Origin of the sequence: Pseudomonas sp. P867 (assembly GCF_019891455.1) — a bacterium.
GTDB classification, from domain to species: Bacteria; Pseudomonadota; Gammaproteobacteria; order Pseudomonadales; family Pseudomonadaceae; genus Aquipseudomonas; species Aquipseudomonas synxantha_A.
In genome coordinates, this window is sequence record NZ_JAFLXB010000013.1 from 75,724 (window position 1) to 98,621 (window position 22,898).

Genomic DNA, 22,898 nt, shown 5'->3' on the forward strand with positions numbered 1-22,898 from the left:
GATTTCGCCGTGCGCTGGCTCAGGATCGCCATAGGTTTCACAGTCAGCTTGCTGACCCTGCTCTGCCTGCTCCCGGCCCAGGCCGCCGCACAAGGCAGTGGTTGGGCGGTATTGCTTGATGAACAGGCCGACCTGCAACTGAGCGACATCCGTTCCGCCCGCTACACCAATCAATTCAGCCCCATCGAACTGGACCGGATCACTGCCGCGCAGCCGGACGGTGCGTTGTGGGTGCGCTTCAGGCTGCAGCCCGGCAAGCACGAACAAGTGCTGCGGGTCTTTGCCCCGGATCTTTCCAGCCTGAGCCTGTATGTACTGGACGGCGATACCCTGGTGGAGCAACAAACCACCGGCACGCGCCAACCCCAGGTTGAACGCCCGCTGCCCAGCAGCGATTTCATGCTGCCGATGCCCCAGAGCCCACGGCCTCTGGAGGTGTACCTGCGCCTGGTCTCGGAACACGAACTGCGCCCCTACATCACCCTGGAACCTGCAGTACTGGCCGCCGCCAACCAGAACCAGACGCTGATCTACGGCCTGCTGTTCGGCGTGCTGCTGATGCTGATCCTGCACAACCTCACGCGCTTCGCCTACCACCGCTCGCGCAGCAGCCTGTGGCTGGCCGCCTGCGAATTGCTGTTGATGCTCAGCCTGGCGCTGCTGCTCAACCTGGTGGGGCCATGGCTGCCGAACTGGCACGCGATCCAGACCCCTGGCGCCTACCTCGCCCTGTTGCTGACCGCACCTTGCGGGTTGATGTTCGCCTACCGCTTCTTCATGCCCCTGGGCCCGCACCCGCTGAACAAGGTGTTGATGGCCGATATCCTGCTGATCGTGCTGTGCGGTCTGCTGTTGTTGTTCGTCAATACCCTGCCACTGAACATCATCACCTATGCCCTGGTGGCACTGGCCGGCCTGAGCATGTTGTTTGTCTCGGCCTACCATTGGCAAAAAGGCTACCGCCCGGCACGTCTGTTCGTGGCGGCGATGGTGGTATTCAACATTGGCACACTGATCATTCTTCCCGCCCTGCTCGGCCTCACCCTGGTGGCGCCGCAGGGCCTGATCGTCACCCTGCTGGGTTTCATCTGCCTCAGCGGCCTGTTGATGAGCCTGGCCCTGGGCGAACGCCAGCGCGCGATTGTCGAAACGCGCTTCAGCCTGAGCCGCGACCTGGCCGCCAGCAATGCCGAAATCGCCGCCAAGGCCGAGTTCCTGGCGAAGATCAGCCATGAAATCCGCACGCCCATGAACGGCGTGCTGGGCATGACCGAACTGCTATTGGGTACGCCGCTGTCGGTGAAGCAGCGCGACTACGTGCAGACCATCCACAGCGCCGGTAACGAGCTGCTCACCCTGATCAACGAGATTCTCGACATTTCCAAGCTGGAGTCCGGGCAGATCGAACTCGATGATGTGCAGTTCGACCTCAACGCGTTGATCGACGACTGCCTGAGTATCTTTCGCGCCAAGGCCGAGCAGCAGAATGTCGAGCTGATCAGCTTTATCCAGCCCCAGGTGCCACGCGTGATCAGCGGCGACCCGACGCGCCTGCGCCAGGCGTTGTTGAGCCTGCTGGAGAACGCCCTGCACAAGACCGATGAAGGCGAAGTGCTGATCGTCGTGGCCCTCGACGAGCGCAGCACCAAGCCCCGTTTGCGCATTGCCGTGCAGGACAGCGGCGTGCCGATGGAAGCCGCCGAACGCGACGCGCTGCTGCACAGCGAACTGCACAGCAAGAACTTCCTCTCGGCGACACGCCTGAGCGGTCACCTGGGCCTGGTCATTGCCCGCCAGTTGATCCTGCTGATGAACGGCGAATTCGGTATCAAGAGTGGCAGCCATCAGGGCAGTACCTTGTGGCTGACCCTGCCGCTGGACCCGGAGCGCCTGGAGCACCCGACGTCGGATCTCGACGGCCCGCTCAAGGACGCCCGCGTGCTGGTGGTGGACGACAACGACACCTGCCGCAAAGTACTGGTGCAGCAATGTTCGGCCTGGGGCCTGAATGTCAGCGCCGTGCCGTCCGGCAAGGAGGCCCTGGCGCTGCTGCGCACCAAGGCACACCTGCGCGATTACTTCGACGTGGTGCTGCTGGACCAGAACATGCCGGGCATGACCGGCATGCAACTGGCGGCGAAGATCAAGGAAGACCCGAGCCTGAACCACGACATCCTGCTGATCATGCTCACCGGTATCAGCAACGCGCCGAGCAAGATCATCGCGCGCAACTGCGGGATCAAGCGCATCCTCGCCAAACCCGTGGCCGGTTATACGCTCAAGACGACCCTGGCCGACGAACTGGCTCAACGCAGCAAAGGCGCAGCCATTCCACGCCCCGCCCCCAGCGCACCGGTGGCGGTGACCGTGCCGAGCGATTTCCGCATCCTGGTAGCCGAAGACAACAGCATCTCCACCAAAGTGATTCGCGGCATGCTCGGCAAACTCAACCTCAACCCGGACACCGCCAGCAACGGCGAAGAAGCCCTGCAAGCGATGAAGGCCCAGCGCTATGACCTGGTGTTGATGGATTGTGAAATGCCAGTCCTCGATGGATTCTCTGCCACGCAGCAGCTGCGCGCGTGGGAAGTCAGCCACCAACGCGTACGCACGCCGGTGGTAGCGCTCACGGCGCATATTCTTTCGGAACATAAAGAACGCGCACGCCAGGCCGGCATGGACGGGCATATGGCCAAGCCGGTGGAGCTATCACAGTTGCGCGAGCTGGTGGATTACTGGGTAGTGCAGCGCCAAAAGCTTCCTGAGCGCAGCACCATTTCCTGATTTGAAATACCATCCCCTGTGGGAGCGGGCTTGCTCGCGAAGGCGGCCTGACAGCCGACACAGTTATACCGAGTACATATCCATTCCTGCGGTAACGGCCACTTAGGGTTCCGCTTTTACAGCGGGTCACTTTTGAAAAGCGCAGAAGTAACCCAAACGCTCTTGCCCCACCACTTGGCACCTCGCTTAGGCTCGGTGTGCCCGTAATCCGCCATGGATTTGGGGGGCCGCCGCCAAATCCCTGTCGAATTCCGGCCAGCGTGGTTTAACGGGGCGCCTAAGATCAAAAGCGACTCGCTTCGCATCGTGGTTACCGTCGGCTGCTACAACCTACAAAATTGTTTAGATACCTATGGCTATCGCAGTTCAAGCCAGCTCCCACATTTGATCTCTGTCGGATAGACTCCTCCACACTTCCCCCGCCCGCGAGCCGCCCCCATGCTCCATGTGTTATTCAGCGTTTACCTGAAGATGCTGGTGCTCTACAGCCCGTTTTTTGTGCTGTCCTGCTTTATCAGCCTGACCCGTGGCTATTCCAGCAAGGAACGTCGGCGCCTGGCCTGGAAAGTCGCACTGGCGACCCTGGTATCGAGCGTGTTGCTCTACCTGTTCGGCAGGGTGATTTTCAGCGTGTTCGGCATTACCGTGGACGCGTTCCGTATCGGCGCCGGCAGCGTGTTGTTTATCTCGGCCCTGGGCATGGCTCAGGGCAAGTCGGCGGTGCAGACCGACAACGTGCAGCAGGACGTGACCATCGTGCCGCTGACCATCCCGCTCACTGTCGGCCCAGGCACCATCGGTGCGCTGCTGGTGATGGGCGTGAGCCAGCCCCACTGGGACGACAAGCTCACCGCCATCCTCAGCATCGCCTTGGCCAGCCTCACAGTGGGTGTGGTGCTGTACCTGTCCAACCGTATCGAACGGATTCTCGGCGACCAGGGCTTGCAGATTGTCAGCCGGTTGATGGGCCTGTTCGTATGCGCCCTGGCCGCGCAAATCATTTTTACCGGGGTTCGCGGCTACCTGGTGCCTTAGATCCGGTATTTGGCAATCGCCAGCTGCACCTTGTCACCGGCGCTTTCGCGCATCAGCTGGATGGTTTTTTCGTTGACCACCGAGGTGTTCAGCACCAGGCAGGTTTGCCCGCTGAAAGCCTCGAACGATGAGCTGTCCCATTCAAGGAACGGCACTCCCACCTGTTTGTTCACGCCGTGGCTGCTGAAGGTCACCAGCACCATCATCACTTCACCATTGGTTTCGGCGCAGGACGCCACGCCGAAGTCACCGCCCTCATGCACCGCGCTATTGCGCTTGAACACATCAAAAGACGCCGGCTGCCGCTTCAATGCCTCCAGCGCATCGGCGGCCAGTTTTGGCAGCGCGGTAACCAGCGGCCCCGACAGTGACATCGACGCCAGCAGCGCGCCGATAATATTCAGCGCAGCCAATTGCACCGTCAGCCCCTTGCCGGAGCGTGAGACCCGCTCGAAACTGCTGCGCACCGGCAGCCAGCCAAGACTGACCATGACCTTGATAAATTCGTCGTACCACGCCTCGGTGCCCCGATGTACTTTCAATACATCGCTCACGTAACTGCTGGCCAGCAGGTAACTCTTGCGAATGTATTCGCGGTTCAGCCCAGACAGCCCCTCGGCGAAGGAAATCACCCCGTTGTTGACCACCGCCGCATTGCAGTCGTCGTCAGTGTCCAGGGGTAACGCCGCGTGCACTCCTGGTGCCCCCGGCAACTTGTAGGCGGCAATCAGCTTGCGCCGTTTGATAGTGTTGATCCTTCTGTGACGTCGCTCCATTTTTCAGTTCTCCACAAGCACCCGACATGGGGCTTTCCTTCACACTAGTCCAGCGGGCGGAGGGCTTTCCATGCGACAAACATGCCTTGGTGGCACCGGTCAAAACCCAGTGCCCAGCAATCACAAGGCACAGCCGGCAGGCTTGCGGTTTTCACCGTAAAAAAAAGAAAAAGCCCCGAACAACATCAGGAGAATCCCTGGGTCATTCGGAGCTTTCCGACGGCCAGTGGGCCGTTTTCAGGAGGCGGGTTTGTCGCCGTACCAACGCGGCGTGTACACCCACGCCCCGCCACCGGCACGCGGGAACACGCAGGTGGTGGACGAGCCAATCAGCACCATGGTGCGCATGTCCACCTGCTCGGGCGTCAATTGGCCCAGGGTGGTGACGCGTAGCGTCTGGCCCGGGCGGCCGATGTCGCGGCCCAGCACCACCGGCGTATCGGGCGTGCGGTGCAGGCCGACGATCTCCAGGGCACGCCCCAGTTGCCAGGGCCGCGAACGCGAGATCGGGTTGTAGAACGCCAGGGCCAGATCGGCCTGGGAAGCCAGGTCCAGGCGCTTTTCAATGATCGACCAGGGCTTGAGGTTATCCGACAGCGACATGACGCAGAAGTCATGCCCCAAGGGTGCACCGGCCTGGGCAGCGGTGGCCAGGGAGGCAGAAACCCCCGGCAGGATTTCCAGGTCGACCTGATGCCAGGCCGGGTCCGTGGAGTCGTGCAGCGCCTCGATCACCGCGGCGGCCATGGCGAATACACCCGGGTCGCCGGACGATACCACCACCACCGAACGCCCCTGCGCAGCCAGCTCGAAAGCATGGCGAGCGCGCTGCATTTCTTCGCGGTTGTCGGTGCAGTGTTGCACTTGATCGTCACGGAACGGCCCGGCCATGCGCACATAGGTTTCATACCCCAGCACATCGGTGCAACGCGCCAGTTCCGCCTTGACCGCCGGCACCATCAACTCGGCCGCGCCGGGACCCAGGCCGATCACTGCGAGACGGCCACGGGGGCGTCCCACCTGCGACACGTCCAAGGGCTGTTCGGCCACGGTAATGCTGATGTCCGCAACGGGCGTCACCGGGGCAAAACGCAGCGGCACACCCAACGCCAGCGCAGCTTCATGCAATGAGGCGTCGGCCATCTGCAGGTCGCTGGCCAACAGGCAGGCCACGGCTTGCACCGCGATCCCCGCCTCATGCAGCGCAGTGCGCACGCGCTCGGCCAACCGCGCACCAGGCTTGCAGGTAATGCAGACGTTTTGCGGATAAATCAGCAGCTCGTTCGCTGCCGGTGGGCGCTCGGCACTGCCCACATGAATCGCCAGGCGCGCCTGTGGGTCCTGGGCCAGATTGGCTTGATCCAGCCACGGCGCCACGCCTTCGACGCGTACCGACTCACCGGCCAAAAGGTCCGAGACAAAGCGCTTGCCCAGTTCAATGTCCGCCAGTTGATAACCCGTCGGCGGGTTGAGCAGGCAGGTGCCAAAACGCAGTTCGCCACTGGTGGTGATTGCCGCGGATACGCCCAATGCCGCGGCGATGTCCCGCGCCATCACATTCACCCCGCCCAGGCCACCCAGCAGCGGCACCACGGCGCTGCCGTCTTCTGCCACGGCCAGCACGGCGGGTTCCTCGCCCTTTTCCAGCAGCAGCGGCGCCAAGGTGCGAATCACAATGCCGGCCGCGCACAGGGCAATCAGCGGCGTGCCTTGCTGGTAGAGCTGGCGCAGCGTCGCGCCGAACTCGCTGTAGCTCTGGTCCGCCCCTTCAACCCGAGCGGCCAGGCCGTGAATCAACGCGCCAGGGTAAACCTGCTGGATCTTGCGCGCCGTGGCCAAACTGCCTTGGCCCAGAATCACAATCGCCGGAGTCATCAACCTTGCCACCTTTCACCGGGCACGATGATCAGCGAGAAATACGGCGACGACATCGGCTCCACCTGGTCCAGCGGCACGATCTTCTGGTTGGCCATGGTGGCGCGCTCCACGTACAACGCACGTTCGGCCAGGCCCAGCTCTTCCAACACCTGGCGCACCTTCGGGAAGTTGCGCCCCAGCTTCATGATCACTGCGGCATCGGCATCCGCCAGGCGGCGCTTGAGGTCATCATGGGGCAACACGCCCGAGAGCACCGACAAGCTCTGGTTGCGATACACCAACGGCGCGCCGAGCACCGAAGCGCCACCGAGCATCGAACACACGCCCGGAATTACCTGGGCTTCGTAGCGCGCGGCAAGGCGGTCATGCAGGTACATGTAGGAGCCGTAGAAGAACGGATCACCTTCGCAGATCACCGCCACATCGCGGCCCGCCTCCAGGTGCGCGGCCACGTCGAGGCTGGCGTTGTCGTAGAAGTCGCTGATCACTTGTTCATAGGACAGCGGCGCCGGCAGCGCTTCAGTGGTGACCGGGTACACCAGCGGCATCAGGGTCTGCTGTGGCACCAGGTGGCCTTCGATGATGCCGAAAGCGTTGCCCTTCTTGCCCTTGGCCACGAAATACGCCACCACCGGCGATTCACGCAGCAGGCGCAGGGCCTTGAGGGTGATCAGTTCCGGGTCACCGGGGCCTACGCCCAGCCCGATCAAACGTCCGCGCACCTGCATTATTCGACCTCCGTGGCCAGGGCGTTGACGGCGGCGGCAGCCATTGCGCTACCGCCCAGGCGGCCTTGCATGATCACGAAGGGTACGCCACGGCTGTCGGCGGCAAGCATGGCCTTGGATTCGGCGGCGCCGACGAAACCGACCGGGAACCCCAGGATCAGCGCCGGTTTCGGCGCGCCGGCGTCGAGCATTTCCAGCAGGTAGAACAAGGCGGTCGGCGCGTTGCCGATCACCACCACGCTGCCTTCCAGGTGCGGGCGCCACAGCTCCAGAGCGGCGGCGGAACGGGTGTTGCCCAGCTCCCGCGCCAGCTGCGGCACGCTGTCGTCGCGCAGGGTGCAGATCACTTCGTTATTGGCCGGCAGGCGCGCACGGGTCACGCCCTCGGAGACCATCCGCGCATCACACAGGATCGGCGCGCCAGCAGCCAGCGCATCGCGCCCGGCCTTGCCCGCCCCTTCGGAAAATTGCAGACCGTCGATGGCCTCGACCATGCCGCACGCATGAATCACCCGCACCGCGAGTTTTTCCAGATCGGCCGGGATGCGGTCCAGGTTGGCTTCCGCGCGAATAATGGCAAAGGAGTTGCGATAGATCTCCTGACCGTCGCGGATGTAATCAATCATCGGTGTTGCTCCGTGGGCGAGCGCGTAACAGGGCGCCCGCCGCTTCAATGGAAAGAGTGCGCGCGTGCAGCCGACCGAAACCCGGGTGGGCTGCATCGCGAAAATAGAGGTCGTAATGGCCGGGGCTCACCGCCAGCAACGTGACCGGCGCGGTGTGCGCAGCGGCGCATGAGCGCGAGCAGCCGGACAGGTGCGCTTCGACGCCGGGTTGCAGGGCGGCCAGTTGCACCGCGTCGGCCTTGGTATCGGCCAGGCCCTTGCCGCAACCGCTGGAACCGGTGCAGGCAATCATGCGCGCCAGGGGTTGGTCGATTGAACACACAAAGCCCAGTTGCGCCAGGCGTTCGGTCACGGCGCCAACGCGTTCAATGTTGGGCAGTAGCACGCCCTGCCAGGGCGTGAAGCGCAACGTGCCATCGCCGTACTCGCTGGCCAGTTGCGCGGCGCCCTGGAGCATCAGCGAATCCAGGCGGCCCAATGGCGCGACTGCCGCGACGTAAAACTGATTCTTTTGGGCCTGTGGATAACTGCCGATGTGCAACAACGCACCACTGGCCGGGCGCTTGAAGCCCTGCGCCGACAACAGCGGCAGCCTCAGGCGGCCCAACAAGTTATCCACAGGCAGATGACGCATACGTGTTTGCTCGGGCGTCGCCAGGTCGAGAAAGGCCTCCAGCACCGCCACCACCAGCGCATGCCCCTGGTCCAGCGGCACTGCCGCCACGGGCGCATCCAACCCCGGACAACCGGCCAGGCCGAACGCCAACAGCGTCTGACCATCGCGCACAAACGCCGACAGCCACAGGTCATGGTGATGCTCCAGCATCGCCAGGGCTTCACCGCCATCGAGTTGTATCGCGAACTTGGCCGACAGCTGGTGGAACCGCGCATGGTTTTGCAAGGTGGCAAGAATCTGCGTGGCCAGCGGGCGGGTGTCGAACAGCATCTGCGGGTCGATACCAGCAGCGGGGCTGAGCATCAGGTTGCGCACGTCGTCACCGGCAGCGTTATTGGGGCCCAGACCGGCGGCAAGCAACCTGGCGATCAAGGCGTCCTGCTCGGCGCCAATGCCGCGGATCTGCAAGTTGGCGCGGTTGGTCGCCTCGATTATCCCCCCCGCGTACGTACGGGCCGCGTCGGCCACGGCGCTGGCCTGGGCTGCGGTGATCGAACCACCGGCGAGTTTGATCCGGCAAATGCCGCCGTCCAACGCCTGGACAATACGCAGCAACCCCGGACAAGCCGAGGGGCGCATGGTATTCACAGCGGGCGTTGGGTTCACGGGGCTACCGGTTGACGGGTAAAGGCGCGGTATTATGCCTGCTTTGTCCGGCGGCATGAAAAGCCTGCCCGTCGGATGTCGCTCAAGGAATTGATATGTCGCCCTGGCTGACGGTTGTAGGCATCGGTGAAGACGGCTTCAAGGGCCTGGGCAGGAATGCCCGGCACGCCCTGTTGCGCGCCACGCGGATTATAGGCGGCCAACGCCAGTTGGACCTTTTGCCGGTGTGTATTCGTGGCGAACGCCAGGTGTGGCCGAGCCCGTTTTCCCTGGAGCCGGTGTTGTCGCGGCGCGGGGAGCCTGTGTGCGTCTTGGCCAGTGGCGACCCGATGTTCTATGGCGTCGGCGCCAGCCTGGCCCGGCAAGTGGCAGCTGAAGAGTTGTTGATTTTGCCCGCACCATCGTCGGTGTCCCTGGCGGCAGCGCGCCTGGGCTGGCCGTTGCAGGAGGTGGTGACGCTATCGGTGGTCGCTCGTCCGTTGGCGGCACTTAATGCGCATCTGACCGCTGGCGTGCGCTTGTTGGTCTTGAGCAATGACGGCAGCAGCCCCGCTTTGATGGCTGCGTTGTTGGCCGAACGCGGTTTCGGCCCCAGCCGGATTACTGTGTTTGAACACCTGGGCGGCCCGGCTGAGGGGCGCATCGACGGGCACGCGCAATCCTGGGAACACGCCGAGGTTGCCGCTTTGAACCTGGTCGCCATCGACTGCCTGGCGGATGCGAACGCACCACGTCTGTCACGCCTTGCAGGTTTGCCCGACGCGGCCTTCAAGCACGATGGCCAACTGACCAAACGCGACGTGCGCGCCATGACCCTCGCCCGCCTTGCCCCCATGCCCGGCGAACTGCTGTGGGACGTGGGCGCGGGCAGCGGCTCCATCGGCATTGAATGGATGCGCACGCATCCAAGCTGCCGCGCCGTGGCAATCGAGGCCGACGCAGGCCGCCAAAGCCTGATCGAACACAACCGCGACGCCCTCGGCGTGCCCGGCCTGCAACTGATTCGCGGCAAGGCGCCGGATGCGTTAAGCGGTCTGGAAGCACCGAACGCCATCTTCATCGGCGGCGGCGTCACCCGCGAAGGCGTGCTCGACACCTGCTGGCAACACCTGCGCCCCGGTGGACGGTTGGTGGCCAATGCCGTGACCCTGCAAAGCGAAATGACCTTGATGAACTGGCGCGCCGAGCATGGCGGCGAACTGACCCGCATCCACGTGGCCCAGGCGCAACCATTGGGCGAGTTCGATACCTGGCGCCAGGCATTGCCGATCACGCTATTGGAAGTGATCAAGCCCCTATGAAAAGGATTCTGTTGCTGGGCGGCGTGACGGAGGCGCTGGCCGTTGCCCGCACCCTGGGGCCGGAGCATATCTACAGCCTGGCGGGCGTAGGCCGTGTGCCGACCGACCTGAGCTGCCAGGTTCGAGTCGGGGGTTATGGAGGCGCTGAAGGGCTCGCGCAGTTTGTTCGTGATGAACGCATCAGCCTGATTCTCGATGCCACGCATCCGTATGCGGCGCAGATCAGCCACAACGCGGCCCAGGCGGCGCGCTTGAGCGATGTGCCTTGCTGGGCGTTGCGACGTCCGGCGTGGCAGCCGCAGGTGGGGGATGACTGGCGGGAAGTGCCTGACTGGGCCGCCCTGATAGCCGCGTTGAAGCCCTTCAAGCGCCCATTGTTCACCCTGGGTCGCGAACCCTTGCAGCATCTGGATGAAATCCCCGCCGACCAGTTCTGGACGCTGCGCGCACTGGACGTTTATCCGGGGAATGCGCGGTGTGAAGTGATCGGCGCGCGCGGACCGTTTCTGATCGAGGATGAGCGGGCTTTATTCGAACGGCGCAGGATCGATGTACTGATCAGCAAGAACAGCGGCAGCACCGCCACCGAACCGAAGCTGGAAGTGGCGCGTGAGCGAGGGGTTCCGGTGTTGGTGCTGAAGCGGCCGGTGCTGGCTACCGTAGATCGAGAATTCACCAGCGTAGCTGCGGTGCTACAGGCAATACACCCCCTCTGAGCAACACCGACCTAATGTGGGAGGGGGCTTGCTCCCGATGGCGGCGGATCAGCCAACAAATCAGTAACTGACACACCGCGATCGGGAGCAAGCCCCCTCCCACATTTGACCTGCGCAGCCCTGAAGATCCTCATCCACTCAATTGCCGTCTACGCTCAAATCCAGCACTGCGACACCAAACCACACCGCCCCTTTTTACTTATCCCCCCCGATCAGGCTAAATACCCCCTGATCGTTTAACCCTACGGATTATCCGCCATGGCCCGTCAACGCTTTGCAATTGCCTGGATCGCCTGCCTTGCAGTGCTGTTCAATGCGTTTGCCATGCCGTTGGCCAGTGCGATGCAGCAGACTGATGACCCGGTCAAGCGTCTGATGTGGGGTGGGTTCTGCTCGTCCAATGGTGCCAGCCTGAAGGCGATTGCCCTGGGCAAGCTGGAAATCCCGGCAGCGCCGGACGATCACTCTGCCATGCAGCATTGCTGGTGTTGCTCGGGCTCGGCGCCGTTGGTGGCGTTGCCGGGGCATGTGCCGCAGCTGTATGTGACGCGCTTCGAGGCGGTGCAGAGCCTGCCGCCACGCTTATTGCGCAATCCCACCCCGCGCCAGCAATGGCCAAGCCTTAACCCTCGCGCCTCCCCAACGGTCTGATCTTCTTCGCAAGTGAACTGCGTTTAGAACCGTTCTGGAGAACTGCCATGCTTAAATCTTCCCTGCTTCTGGCTGCGTTGCTGTTGCCGGTGTTCAGTGCTGCCAATGCCGATGACTACAAGGCCGGCGACCTGTTGGTGAGCGATCCCTGGTCCCAGGAGCTGCCACCGAATGCGCCGACCGTGGCGGCCTACTTTGTGATTCATAACACCGGGGCTGCTCCGGATCGCCTGCTCAGCGTTGAAACCAGCGTCGCGGAGAAAGCCGAGCTGCACGAGCATGTGATGCAAGGCGACTTGATGAAGATGCAGCAAGTGCCCAGCGTTGCCGTACCGGCCAAGGGTGAGCTGACCTTCGCGCCGATGGCTTATCACGTGATGCTGCTGGGCCTCAAAGACCGCAGCCTGTTGGCCGATGGCAAGCAATTCCCACTGACCCTGACCTTCGAGAAAGCAGGCAAGGTTCAGGTGCAAGTGTCGGTGCAGAAGGTCCCGCCGATGGCCACGCACGAGCATAAGCACACTCACTAGACCTACCCGATGGGCGCCCCCCGCGCCAGGTTGTCTCCGCACCGCCGTGTGATGCGCGGCAGTTGGATCAGCCTGTTCGCCATGCTGATGATCTTTATCGGTCCGCTGATTTCCCAAGCGATGCCGATGGATCATCACGCCGGTATGTCCATGGACATGCCCGCGTGCCACGGCGAGCCCAAGCCGACCAAAACCCCCGACGAACATCATGTCCTCTGGGAGAAATGCGGCTATTGCAGCCTGCTGTTCAGTTGCCCGGCCCTGCCCGGCAGCGTCTCCTACGTAACGCTCGGCACCCCGCCGCCAGCCAACGCACTCATCCCCGCCCCCCGCCTGGGCCATGCTCGGCAGAGCATCTTCCCTGGCGCCCGCAGTCGTGCGCCGCCCATCGTGTCGTAAGCCCTTCACCGCGTTACTTCACCCCGGCCGACTTCAATTAGACAGCCGCAGGCTGCTGGCCGTGTTGTTTACGATTGATTGATGGAATTTGTCATGTCCAGGTTTTCTGCTGACACCCGTTTGGGCGCTGCCCCTGTTTTCGCCGCTCTGTGCGGCGCACTGCTTGCCCCCTACGCCCATGCGCACGAACACGAGCTGAGCCCCACGGTGATCACCGCGATCGCTCCCAGCTCGCCCCTCACCGTTGTCACCAACCCCAAGGATCCACGCCAGCCGGTGCCCGCGAGCGATGGCGGCGACTACCTCAAGACCATCCCCGGCTTCGCCCTGGTGCGCAACGGCGGCACCAACGGCGACCCGGTGCTGCGCGGCATGTTCGGCTCGCGCCTGAACATCCTTACCAACGGCGGCATGATGCTCGGCGCCTGCCCAGGCCGCATGGATGCGCCGACTTCGTATATTTCGCCGGAAACCTACGACAAGCTCACCGTGATCAAAGGCCCGCAAACCGTACTCTGGGGCCCGGGCGCGTCGGCCGGTACGATCCTGTTCGAGCGTGAGCCCGAGCAGTTCGGCGAGCTGGGCACGCGGATCAATGCCAGTGTGCTGGCCGGTTCCAACGGGCGTTTCGACAAGGTCATCGATGCTGCTGCAGGAGGGCCGTTGGGCTATGTGCGGGTGATCGGCAACCAGGCCCATGCCGACGATTACAAGGACGGCAACAACGACACTGTCGCCTCGCGCTATGACAAGTGGAATGGCGATGTGGCGGTGGGTTTCACCCCCGACGCCGACACGCTGCTGGAACTCACCGCCGGCCGTGGCGACGGTGAAGCGCGCTACGCCGGACGCGGTATGGACGGCTCGCAATTCCTGCGCGAAAGCCTCGGGCTGCGCTTCGAAAAATCCAACCTCGGCGAGGTACTGGACAAGGTCGAGGCCCAGGTCTACTACAACTACGCCGACCACGTCATGGACAACTACAGCCTGCGCGTCCCTTCGGGCACCGGCATGATGGCCGGGCCCATGGCCTCCAACGTCGACCGTCGCACCCTGGGCGGTCGCATCAAGGCAACCTGGCGCTGGGCCGATGTGCAACTGATCGGCGGCCTGGACGCGCAGACCAACGAACACCGCGCGCGCAGCAGCATGGGCATCGACACCTACAAGGACCTGCCGCGCAACAAGGACGCCAACTTCCACAACTACGGGGTATTCGGCGAGCTGACCTGGTACGCCGCCGACAACGACCGCCTGATCACCGGCGCCCGCCTGGACCGTGCCTCAGCCAAGGATTTCCGGCAACGCACCGGCTCGGCAATGATGAGCCGCCCCAACCCCACCGCCGACGACACCCGCGCAGACACCTTGCCATCGGGCTTTGTGCGCTACGAGCACGACCTGGCGGACACGCCCACGACCGTCTATGCGGGCCTGGGTCACGCTGAACGCTTTCCGGATTACTGGGAACTGTTCTCCCCCAACACCGGCGCGGTCGGCTCGGTGAATGCCTTTGATGGCGTGAAGCCCGAGAAGACCACGCAGCTGGATTTCGGCGCGCAATACAAAACCGCCGACCTCGAAGCCTGGGCCTCGGGTTACGTCGGCCAGGTGCGCGACTTCATCCTGTTCGACTACCGGCCCGGCATGATGGGCACCACCTCCCAGGCGCGCAATGTCGACGCGCGCATCATGGGTGGCGAGTTGGGTGCGGCCTACAAGCTGAGCCGCAACTGGAAAGCCGACGCCAGCCTCGCCTACGCCTGGGGCAAGAACAGCAGCGATGGCAAAGCCCTGCCGCAGATGCCGCCGCTGGATGCACGCCTGGGCCTGACCTACAGCGAAGACGACTGGAGTGCCGGCGCCTTGTGGCGCGTGGTCGCGGCGCAAAACCGCATCGACCAGAACAAGGGCAACGTGGTCGGCAAGGACTACGACAAGAGCGGCGGTTTCGGCGTGTTCTCGCTCAACGCTGCGTACCGCATCAATAAGAACTTCAAGGTCAGTACCGGAGTCGACAACCTGTTCGGCAAGGCTTATGCCGAGCATTTGAACCTGGCGGGTAACGCAGGCTTCGGTTACCCGGCGAATGACCCGCAAGCCATCAAGGAGCCGGGGCGTACGCTCTGGACCAAGGTGGACATGAGCTTCTAACAGCATCGGGAGCAAGCCCCCTCCCACACTTGAAACGCATTTCAAATGTGGGAGGGGGCTTGCCCCCGATGGCGGTGTAACCGACACAAAAAAATCAAAAGCCTTGCGGAGCCCCTGATGAGCACACCGAAAATCTCCTTCTACAACCTGGCCTGGCGCTGGCACTTCTACGCCGGTCTCTTTGTCGCCCCTTTCATGGTGCTGCTGGCCCTGACCGGCATCATCTACCTGTTCAAACCCCAGCTCGACCCGCTGATGTACGGCCACCTGCTCACCGTACCCACAGCCGAGCACGCTCTGAGCGCGGACGAACTGCTGCAACGCGCCAAAGACGCCTACCCCCAGGCCGCGATCAGCAAATACCTGCCGCCTGCCGACGCCACCAACAGCGCGCAGTTCGTGATGCACAACCAGGGCCGCGAGATCAGCGTATTCGTCGACCCGTATCGCGGCACAGTCCTGGGTGAGCAGGACGCCAAAAACAACCTGCAGGCCATTGCCCGCGCCCTGCACGGCGAGCTGATGATCGGCACCACCGGCGACCGCCTGATAGAACTCGCCGCCGGCTGGGGCGTCATGCTGGTGGTGTCCGGCCTGTACCTGTGGTGGCCGCGTGGCAAGTCATCGGCTGGCATATTGTGGCCGCGCCTCAACAGCCGTGGCCGCTTGTTCTGGCGTGACCTGCACGCTGTCGCCGGCTTCTGGGGCGCGGCATTTCTGCTGGTCATGCTGCTCAGCGGCATGACCTGGACCGGTTTCTGGGGCAAGCAATACGCCGACCTGTGGAACACCTTCCCGGCGGCGATGTGGAACAACGTGCCGCAGTCCGACCAGCAGGCACGCGTGCTTAACACGGCCACCCAACAGACCGTGCCCTGGGCCATGGAAAACACGCCGATGCCGATGTCCGGCGACCACGCCGAACACATGAAGCATGGCGCCATGCACTCAGGCCCTGCCGCGCCAAGCGTGCGCCTGCAACAAGTGGTCGACTTGGCCAATGCACGCAAGGTCGAGCCCGGCTACAGCATCACCTTCCCCACCACCGCCACGGGGGTATTCACCGTCGCGGTGTTCGCCAACGACCCGCGCAATGACGCCACCCTGCATGTGGACCAGTACACCGGCAAGGTCCTGGCCGATGTGCGTTGGGAACATTACAACCTGGTCGCCCGCGCCACCGAGACCGGCGTGATGCTGCATGAAGGCAAGATGTTCGGCTGGGTCAACCAACTGATCGTGCTGGTGATCTGCCTGATGATCCTGCTCAGTGCGGTCAGCGGCGTGGTGATCTGGTGGAAGCGTCGCCCTGCCGGTGGCGTGGGTGTTCCGCCGTTGCGTCATGACCTGCCAAAGTGGAAAACCGCGATGGTGATCATGCTGGGCCTGGCACTTGTTTTCCCGCTGGTGGGGGCGTCGCTGATCGTGGTGTGGGTACTGGATCGTCTGGTGCTGTCGCGCTTTTTTGGCCAAGGTGAATCCGCTTCAGGTTCCGCATGAAACAGGCGAGATGCCCAATCCAGGGGGCTTGTGTAGCCTTGCGCAGACTTTTGCCCCGCAGCCGATAAGTGTTAACTTATAACACTTTCTGCGCTATCGTTGCTCGCCGCGCCCTGCGGCGAGTACCTCTCAAGAAGCGACTGATCGACCGATGAACAACTACCTTGCGAGCGGCCTGTGCCTGCTCGCCCTGCATACCAACGCCCAGGCCCTGATCCTGCCCGCCAGCCCCATTACCGCACCGGCAGTGGATAGTGAGCGCGTTGACCTCAACACCCCGACCACCGCCGGTTCGCGCCTGAATCTCACAGCGCTGCAAACCCCCGGCAGCGTTGAAAGCCAGACCGGCGCCCAGATCCGCGAACGTGGCGACGCCAGCGTGCAGGACGCCATCTCCCGCGCCACCGGCATCAGCCGCACCGGCACGCCGGGCGACGGCGGCACCTCGTTGCAGGCCCGCGGCTTTACCGGCCAAAGCTCGGTTATGCAGCTGTACGACGGCAACCGCATGTACACCGGCATGGGCACCTCGACCTTCCCGGTGGACAGCTGGGCAGTGGAGCGGGTGGACGTGCTGCGCGGCCCGGCCTCGGTGCTGTACGGCGAAGGCGCCACCGGCGCGGTGATCAACACGATCTCGAAAAAACCCTTTGCGGGCGAGATCGAAAACCATATCCGCCTTGGCTACGGCTCCTACGACCGCCAGCAGCAAGCCCTCGACAGCGGCGGCTCGCTGACCGACACCTTGAGCTACCGCTTGAACCTCAACCGCCTGCGCAGCAACGGCTTCATCGACCGTGGCGATTCCAGCAGCGATTTCATCAGCGGCGCCCTGCGCTGGCAACCAGCCGACAACCTGAGTTTCACCCTGGCCAGCGACTACGGTGATCAGCGCCCACAAAACTACTTCGGCACGCCCCTGGTCAACGGCCAGTTGCACAAGGGCCTGCGCGACAAGAACTACAACGTCAGCAACGACACCCAGCACTACAACGACCAGTGGACGCGCCTGACCAGCGAGTGGCAACTCAACGACAACGTCAGCGCCACCAACGAGTTGTATTACCTGAAAAACCAACGCCGCTGGCAAAACGCCGAGAACTACAATTTCACCAACGGCCAACTGACCCGCAGCGGCAACTTCGGTATCAAGCACGATCAGGAACAGGTGGGCGACCGCCAGACCTTCACCTTCAAGCACACCCTGTTCGGCCTCGATAGCCAGACCGTAGCGGGCGTGGAATACAACCGCATCCGTTTCCGCCTGGCGAGCAACACGCCATTTAATGATGTGTCGGGAACCGGCCAACCCATCGACCTGTATCACCCGGCGCCCGCGCCGTTTGCCAGTAAAGACCCGTTCAAACCGGTGTTTTCCACTACGACCAAAACCTTCGCAGGTTTTGCTGAAAACCGCTTGCAGTTGACCGACCAACTCACGCTGATCACCGGTATCCGCCGCGACTACGCGCATATCGACCGCGACGACCTGCGCACTGGCGGCCAATCCGACAAAACCCTCACCGGCAATAACTGGAAAGCCGGTCTGGTCTACGCGATCACCCCGGACACCTCGGTCTACGGCCAGTACGCCACCAGCACCGACGGCGTCGGCGGGCTGATCTCCCTGAGCCCGAGCCAGCAACAGTTCGACCTGTCTACCGCCAAGCAGACCGAGGTCGGCATCAAACAAGCGTTCTGGGGTGCCCGCGGAGAATGGACCCTCGCCGCCTACCACATCGTCAAAAAGAAACTGCTGACGGATGTGCCGGGTGAGCCGGACTTCAAACAGCAAGTCGGCCAACAATCCTCCAACGGCCTGGAAGCCAGCCTCGACTTGCAACTGCCCCACGCCTGGCAGTTGCAAGCCAACGCCGCCGTCGTGCGGGCGCAGTACGACGATTTCAAACAAGACGTCAACGGCGTACAGGTCTCCCGCGACGGCAACCGCCCGGTGGACGTTCCGCGCCGCACCGCCAACCTGTGGCTGAGCAAGGCCGTGACCGACAACGTGCGTGCCGCTGCCGGTGTGCGTTACGTCGACGCACGCTATGCCGATATGGCCAACCAGAGCGAGCTGCCGAGCTATACCGTGGTCGATGCCACGTTGTCGTGGAAAGCCATGCGCGACACCACGCTGGGCCTGCAACTCAATAACCTGTTCGATCGCACTTATGCGGTCAGCCAATACAACGATGGGCAGCAGTGGATTCTAGGTGTACCTCGCTCCATGTTCATTACCGCGGACTACACCTTCTAATGACCTCACTCACCCTCACCGACCTGGCTTGGACTCCACCCGGCCACAACCACTGCCATCACCAGTTCCAACTGCGTGACGCCAGCCTGCGCGTCGGTGCCGGGGAGTTTGTCGGGCTGATCGGGCCTAACGGCAGTGGCAAGACCAGCCTGTTGCGCTGCGCCTATCGGTTCACCCGGCCAGAACACGGTGATGTATCGCTTGCGCACCAGAATGTCTGGAAGCAAAGCGCAAAGTGGTGCGCGCAACGCATCGCCGTGGTGCTGCAGGAGTTTCCCGATACCTTCGGCTTACGCGTGGATGAGGTGGTCGCCATGGGGCGCACACCCCACAAGGGTTTGTTCGACAGCGACACACTGCACGACCAGCAACTGATCCTTCAAGCGCTGGAATCGGTGGGCATGCAAGGCTTCGAGGACCATGCCTTCGCGACCCTGTCCGGCGGTGAAAAACAGCGCGTCATCCTTGCCCGCGCCCTGGCCCAGCAACCGCAACTGTTGATCCTTGACGAGCCGACCAACCACCTCGACCCGCGTTATCAACTTGAGTTGCTCAGGCTGGTCAGGCGTTTGAACATCGGCACCCTGGCGAGTATCCATGACCTCAACCTGGCCGCCGCCTTCTGTGATCGCCTGTACGTGATCCACCACGGGCGCATCGTCGCCAGCGGCACGCCCCACGAAGTGCTGACCGCCGCGTTGCTGCGCGACGTGTTTGGCGTCGAGGCCTTGATCGACACTCACCCCTTGGACGGCTACCCACGAATCACTTGGATAACCCAGCCATGATCCTGCGCATCCTGCTGTCTCTGCCTCTGTTGCTCGGCGCGGCTCAAGCACTCGCCGAAAGCACCCGATACCCGCTGACCATCAAAAGTTGCAACCGCGACGTAACCTTCCAGCAAGCCCCACAACACGCGGTCAGCCACGACATCAACATGACCCAGATGATGCTCGCCCTGGGCCTCAAGCCACGCATGGCCGGCTACAGCGGCGTGACCGGCTGGAAGTCAGTACCGCCGCAAATGGCCACGCTCCTCGACGGCCTGCCGGAACTGGCGAGCAAGTACCCGTCGGTGGAAACCCTGCTCAACGCCAACGTGGATTTCTTCTTCGCCGGCTGGGATTACGGTATGCGCGTGGGCGGCGACCTCACGCCTTACACCCTGCAACCCTTGGGCATCAATGTGTATGAGTTGACCGAGTCATGTGCGTTCGTGATGAAGCGCCCAGCCGCAAGCCTCGACGATACCTATAACGACCTGCGCAACCTGGGCAGGATCTTCGACGTGCAGGATCGCGCCAATACCCTTATCGCCCAGATGCAGGCGCAAGTGGCCGAGGTGCAAAAAGACCTGCCCGCCGACAAGCCACGGGTGTTCCTTTACGACAGCGGCGAAGACCGCGCCATGACCTCGGGCCGCCTGGGCATGCCCCAGGCGCTGATCGACGCCGCCGGCGGGCGCAACATCCTCGATGACATCGACGCCAGCTGGACCCGAGTCAACTGGGAAACCGTCGTTGAGCGCAACCCACAAGTCATCGTGATCGTTGACTACAGCGAGGTCACCGCCGAACAGAAGAAACAGTTCCTGCTTGACCACCCTGCACTGCAATCGGTGGAGGCCATCAAGCACCAGCACTTCATCGTGATCCCCTATATGCAAGCCACACCAAGCATCGACAACGTGCTAGCGGTTGAAACCCTGGCCAAGGGGTTTCACGGCGAATGATCACCCGTCACTACGTCCTGTTATTAAGCGCCCTGGGTGCCTTGTTGCTGGTCTCCTGCGTGATCTCCCTGGGGTTCGGTTCGGCGCGGGTGCCAGTGGACGTGGTGTGGCGAATTTTGCTGAACAAGGTGTTCGGCTTGGGTGTGGTGGACTGGAGTGTGGGCCAGGAACATATCGTCTGGCTGATCCGTGTGCCGCGTATGCTACTGGGGGCGCTGGTAGGCGCCGGGCTGGCACTGATTGGCGCGGTACTGCAGGCGGTCACGCGTAACTCGCTGGCCGACCCGCACCTGCTCGGTGTGACCTCCGGCGCCACCCTCGGCGCGGTGATCGTGGTGCTGCATGTGGGTGAAATCATCGGCCTGCTGACCTTGCCCCTCGCCGCCTTTATCGGTGCGCTGCTGAGCATGTTGGTGGTGCTGGCCGTCGCCAGTCGCAACGGTCGCCTGGAAAGTGATCGCCTGCTGCTGTGCGGTGTAGCGGTGTCGTTTGTGATGATGGCGGTGGCCAACCTGTTGCTGTTCATGGGTGACCACCGCGCCGCCTCGGCGGTGATGTTCTGGATGCTCGGCGGCCTGGGACTGGCCCGCTGGGAACTGCTGGCAATTCCCGCCACCACGGTGCTGCTGGGGTTGCTGTTGCTGCTCGGCATGGCCCGCCCGCTCAACGCATTGATGGCCGGTGAGCAGACCGCCGTGACCCTGGGTTTGAACGCACGCAATGTACGCTTGAAAGTCTTCCTGGTCGCTTCGCTGATGACCGGCGTGCTGGTGTCCATCAGCGGTTCTATCGGCTTTGTCGGGCTGATGGTGCCGCACATCGCCCGGCGCCTGATAGGTGCCGAACACCGGCGTTTACTGCCAGTGTGCGTGCTGCTTGGCAGTGTGTTCCTGGTGTGGGTCGATGTCGCCGCACGCACACTGATAGCGCCCGAAGACTTGCCGATTGGCGTGGCGACGGCGGCGATTGGCGGGCTGTTTTTTATCGGTTTGATGCGCAAGCGTTGAGCGCGCCCCGTTGTAGCGCACAGCCACGCACCTGGCAGACCGACCCGCCATTTCATGGTGCATTTCCCATGCGCTGACCTGGGCGAAGCGACCATTTCATGCCTTTTTCCGACTCGGCACAGCGCTTGCAATCACCTGCTCAACTTTCCCCTCATAACAGTGTTGAGTCCACGGAGATCGCACCATGCAGCGTCGCAGCTTGATCAAGGCTTTTACTTTGTCGGCATCCATTGCCGCCATGGGATTGACCTGGACCGTCCAGGCCGCCGAGACCATCAAGGTCGGCATCCTACACTCGTTGTCCGGGACCATGGCGATCTCCGAAACCTCGCTTAAAGACATGGCGCTGATGACCATCGACGAGATCAACGCCAAGGGCGGCGTGAACGGCAAGATGCTCGAACCAGTGGTGGTGGACCCGGCGTCCAACTGGCCGCTGTTCGCAGAAAAAGGCCGGCAACTGTTGACCCAGGACAAGGTTGCCGTGGTGTTTGGCTGCTGGACCTCGGTGTCGCGCAAATCCGTATTGCCGGTGTTCGAAGAACTCAACGGTTTGCTGTTCTACCCGGTGCAATATGAAGGCGAAGAGATGTCGCCTAACGTGTTCTACACCGGTGCGGCGCCGAACCAGCAGGCGATTCCGGCAGTGGAATACCTGATGAGCGAAGAAGGCGGCAGTGCCAAGCGCTTCTTCCTGCTGGGCACCGACTACGTGTACCCGCGCACCACCAACAAGATCCTGCGCTCGTTCCTGCATTCCAAAGGCGTGGCGGATAAGGATATCGAAGAGGTCTACACCCCGTTCGGCCATGCCGATTACCAGACCATCGTCGCCAACATCAAGAAATTCTCCGCCGGCGGCAAGACTGCGGTGGTCTCCACCGTCAACGGCGATTCCAACGTGCCGTTCTACAAAGAGCTGGCCAACCAGGGCTTGAAAGCCACCGAAGTACCGGTGGTGGCGTTCTCGGTGGGCGAAGAAGAACTGCGCGGCATCGACACCAAACCACTGGTGGGCAACCTGGCGGCGTGGAATTACTTCCAGTCGGTAGAGAACCCGGTCAACCAGAAATTCGTCGCCGACTGGAAAGCCTACGCCAAGAAGCACAACCTGCCGGGCGCAGACAAAGCCGTGACCAACGACCCGATGGAAGCCACCTATGTGGGCATCCATATGTGGGCCCAGGCGGCAGAGAAAGCCAAGTCCACCGACGTCGACAAAGTGCGCGAAGCCCTGGGCGGCCAGACCTTCGCCGCACCGTCGGGCTTTACCCTGACCATGGACAAGACCAACCACCACCTGCACAAGCCGGTGATGATCGGCGAGATCCAGGCTGATGGGCAGTTCTCGGTGGTGTGGCAGACCGAAGCACCGATTCGGGCACAGCCATGGAGCCCTTACATCCCGGGCAATGACAAGAAGCCGGATTACGCGGTGAAGAGCAACTAAAGCCCCACGACTCTAATGTAGGGCATGGTCAATGTGGGAGCTGGCTTGCCTGCGATGCAAACAACTCGGTGTGCCTGACACACCGCAGC

General features: G+C 62.7%; 19 protein-coding genes. 14 read left to right on the top strand and 5 right to left on the bottom strand.

From position 1 onward, the window contains the following. Nucleotides 1-9 precede the first annotated feature (9 nt). Together J1G33_RS21635 and J1G33_RS21640 are read left to right on the top strand one after the other, a co-directional pair. Nucleotides 10-2,784 (top strand): hybrid sensor histidine kinase/response regulator, encoded by a 2,775-nt coding sequence (locus J1G33_RS21635; protein WP_032878117.1) that lies wholly within the window; start codon nt 10-12, stop codon nt 2,782-2,784. Between the two features lie 438 nt (nt 2,785-3,222). After that, a complete protein-coding gene (locus J1G33_RS21640; protein WP_003171467.1) occupies nt 3,223-3,819 on the top strand; it encodes a MarC family protein in 597 nt (198 codons plus the stop codon). Here J1G33_RS21640 and J1G33_RS21645 read toward each other — a convergent pair. From J1G33_RS21645 to cobG, 5 genes are all read right to left on the bottom strand, one after another. Beyond that, complete coding sequence (locus tag J1G33_RS21645; RefSeq protein ID WP_223018715.1) at nt 3,816-4,595, bottom strand: hypothetical protein; 780 nt, start codon at nt 4,593-4,595, stop codon at nt 3,816-3,818. The genes J1G33_RS21640 and J1G33_RS21645 overlap by 4 nt on opposite strands. A gap of 237 nt (nt 4,596-4,832) precedes the next feature. Continuing rightward, on the bottom strand, nt 4,833-6,470 hold the full coding sequence (cobJ, locus tag J1G33_RS21650; RefSeq protein WP_078820176.1) for a precorrin-3B C(17)-methyltransferase: 1,638 nt from the start codon (nt 6,468-6,470) through the stop codon (nt 4,833-4,835). Continuing rightward, nucleotides 6,470-7,201: a precorrin-2 C(20)-methyltransferase gene (locus J1G33_RS21655; RefSeq protein WP_223018716.1), complete on the bottom strand. Its 732-nt coding sequence runs from the start codon at nt 7,199-7,201 to the stop codon at nt 6,470-6,472. The genes cobJ and J1G33_RS21655 overlap by 1 nt, the downstream gene beginning before the upstream one ends. Continuing rightward, a complete protein-coding gene (locus J1G33_RS21660) occupies nt 7,201-7,827 on the bottom strand; it encodes a precorrin-8X methylmutase (protein WP_005784376.1) in 627 nt (208 codons plus the stop codon). The genes J1G33_RS21655 and J1G33_RS21660 overlap by 1 nt, the downstream gene beginning before the upstream one ends. After that, a complete protein-coding gene (gene cobG, locus J1G33_RS21665) occupies nt 7,820-9,166 on the bottom strand; it encodes a precorrin-3B synthase (RefSeq protein ID WP_223018717.1) in 1,347 nt (448 codons plus the stop codon). The genes J1G33_RS21660 and cobG overlap by 8 nt, the downstream gene beginning before the upstream one ends. A 38-nt stretch (nt 9,167-9,204) precedes the next feature. Between cobG and cbiE the strand changes: the two genes are divergently transcribed. The 12 genes from cbiE (at nt 9,205) to urtA (ending at nt 22,809) form a co-directional block, all read left to right on the top strand. Continuing rightward, nucleotides 9,205-10,410: a precorrin-6y C5,15-methyltransferase (decarboxylating) subunit CbiE gene (cbiE, locus tag J1G33_RS21670; protein WP_223018718.1), complete on the top strand. Its 1,206-nt coding sequence runs from the start codon at nt 9,205-9,207 to the stop codon at nt 10,408-10,410. Beyond that, a complete protein-coding gene (locus tag J1G33_RS21675; protein WP_223018719.1) occupies nt 10,407-11,126 on the top strand; it encodes a cobalt-precorrin-6A reductase in 720 nt (239 codons plus the stop codon). Before cbiE ends, J1G33_RS21675 begins: the two co-directional genes overlap by 4 nt. A gap of 258 nt (nt 11,127-11,384) precedes the next feature. Then, nucleotides 11,385-11,777 carry a DUF2946 domain-containing protein gene (locus J1G33_RS21680; RefSeq protein ID WP_005784364.1) on the top strand — a complete coding sequence of 131 codons (393 nt, stop codon included), beginning with the start codon at nt 11,385-11,387 and terminating at the stop codon, nt 11,775-11,777. A 47-nt stretch (nt 11,778-11,824) separates the two neighbouring features. Further along, nucleotides 11,825-12,307 (top strand): copper chaperone PCu(A)C, encoded by a 483-nt coding sequence (locus J1G33_RS21685; protein ID WP_032878127.1) that lies wholly within the window; start codon nt 11,825-11,827, stop codon nt 12,305-12,307. A 9-nt stretch (nt 12,308-12,316) separates the two neighbouring features. Then, nucleotides 12,317-12,706 carry a DUF2946 domain-containing protein gene (locus J1G33_RS21690; protein WP_032878129.1) on the top strand — a complete coding sequence of 130 codons (390 nt, stop codon included), beginning with the start codon at nt 12,317-12,319 and terminating at the stop codon, nt 12,704-12,706. A 93-nt stretch (nt 12,707-12,799) separates the two neighbouring features. Continuing rightward, nucleotides 12,800-14,860, top strand: a complete 2,061-nt coding sequence (locus J1G33_RS21695) for a TonB-dependent copper receptor (RefSeq protein ID WP_223018720.1) — start codon at nt 12,800-12,802, stop codon at nt 14,858-14,860. Nucleotides 14,861-14,977: 117 nt separating this feature from the next. Further along, nucleotides 14,978-16,360 (top strand): PepSY domain-containing protein, encoded by a 1,383-nt coding sequence (locus J1G33_RS21700; protein ID WP_223018721.1) that lies wholly within the window; start codon nt 14,978-14,980, stop codon nt 16,358-16,360. Nucleotides 16,361-16,511: 151 nt separating this feature from the next. Then, nucleotides 16,512-18,620: a TonB-dependent receptor gene (locus tag J1G33_RS21705; protein ID WP_223018722.1), complete on the top strand. Its 2,109-nt coding sequence runs from the start codon at nt 16,512-16,514 to the stop codon at nt 18,618-18,620. Continuing rightward, nucleotides 18,620-19,408: an ABC transporter ATP-binding protein gene (locus J1G33_RS21710; protein WP_078820168.1), complete on the top strand. Its 789-nt coding sequence runs from the start codon at nt 18,620-18,622 to the stop codon at nt 19,406-19,408. The genes J1G33_RS21705 and J1G33_RS21710 overlap by 1 nt, the downstream gene beginning before the upstream one ends. Next, a complete protein-coding gene (locus J1G33_RS21715; RefSeq protein WP_223018723.1) occupies nt 19,405-20,352 on the top strand; it encodes an ABC transporter substrate-binding protein in 948 nt (315 codons plus the stop codon). The genes J1G33_RS21710 and J1G33_RS21715 overlap by 4 nt, the downstream gene beginning before the upstream one ends. Continuing rightward, nucleotides 20,349-21,359, top strand: coding sequence for an iron ABC transporter permease (locus J1G33_RS21720; RefSeq protein ID WP_223018724.1), 1,011 nt, complete (start codon nt 20,349-20,351; stop codon nt 21,357-21,359). Before J1G33_RS21715 ends, J1G33_RS21720 begins: the two co-directional genes overlap by 4 nt. Nucleotides 21,360-21,543: 184 nt before the next feature. Further along, complete coding sequence (gene urtA / locus J1G33_RS21725; protein WP_005784337.1) at nt 21,544-22,809, top strand: urea ABC transporter substrate-binding protein; 1,266 nt, start codon at nt 21,544-21,546, stop codon at nt 22,807-22,809. Nucleotides 22,810-22,898 lie beyond the last annotated feature (89 nt).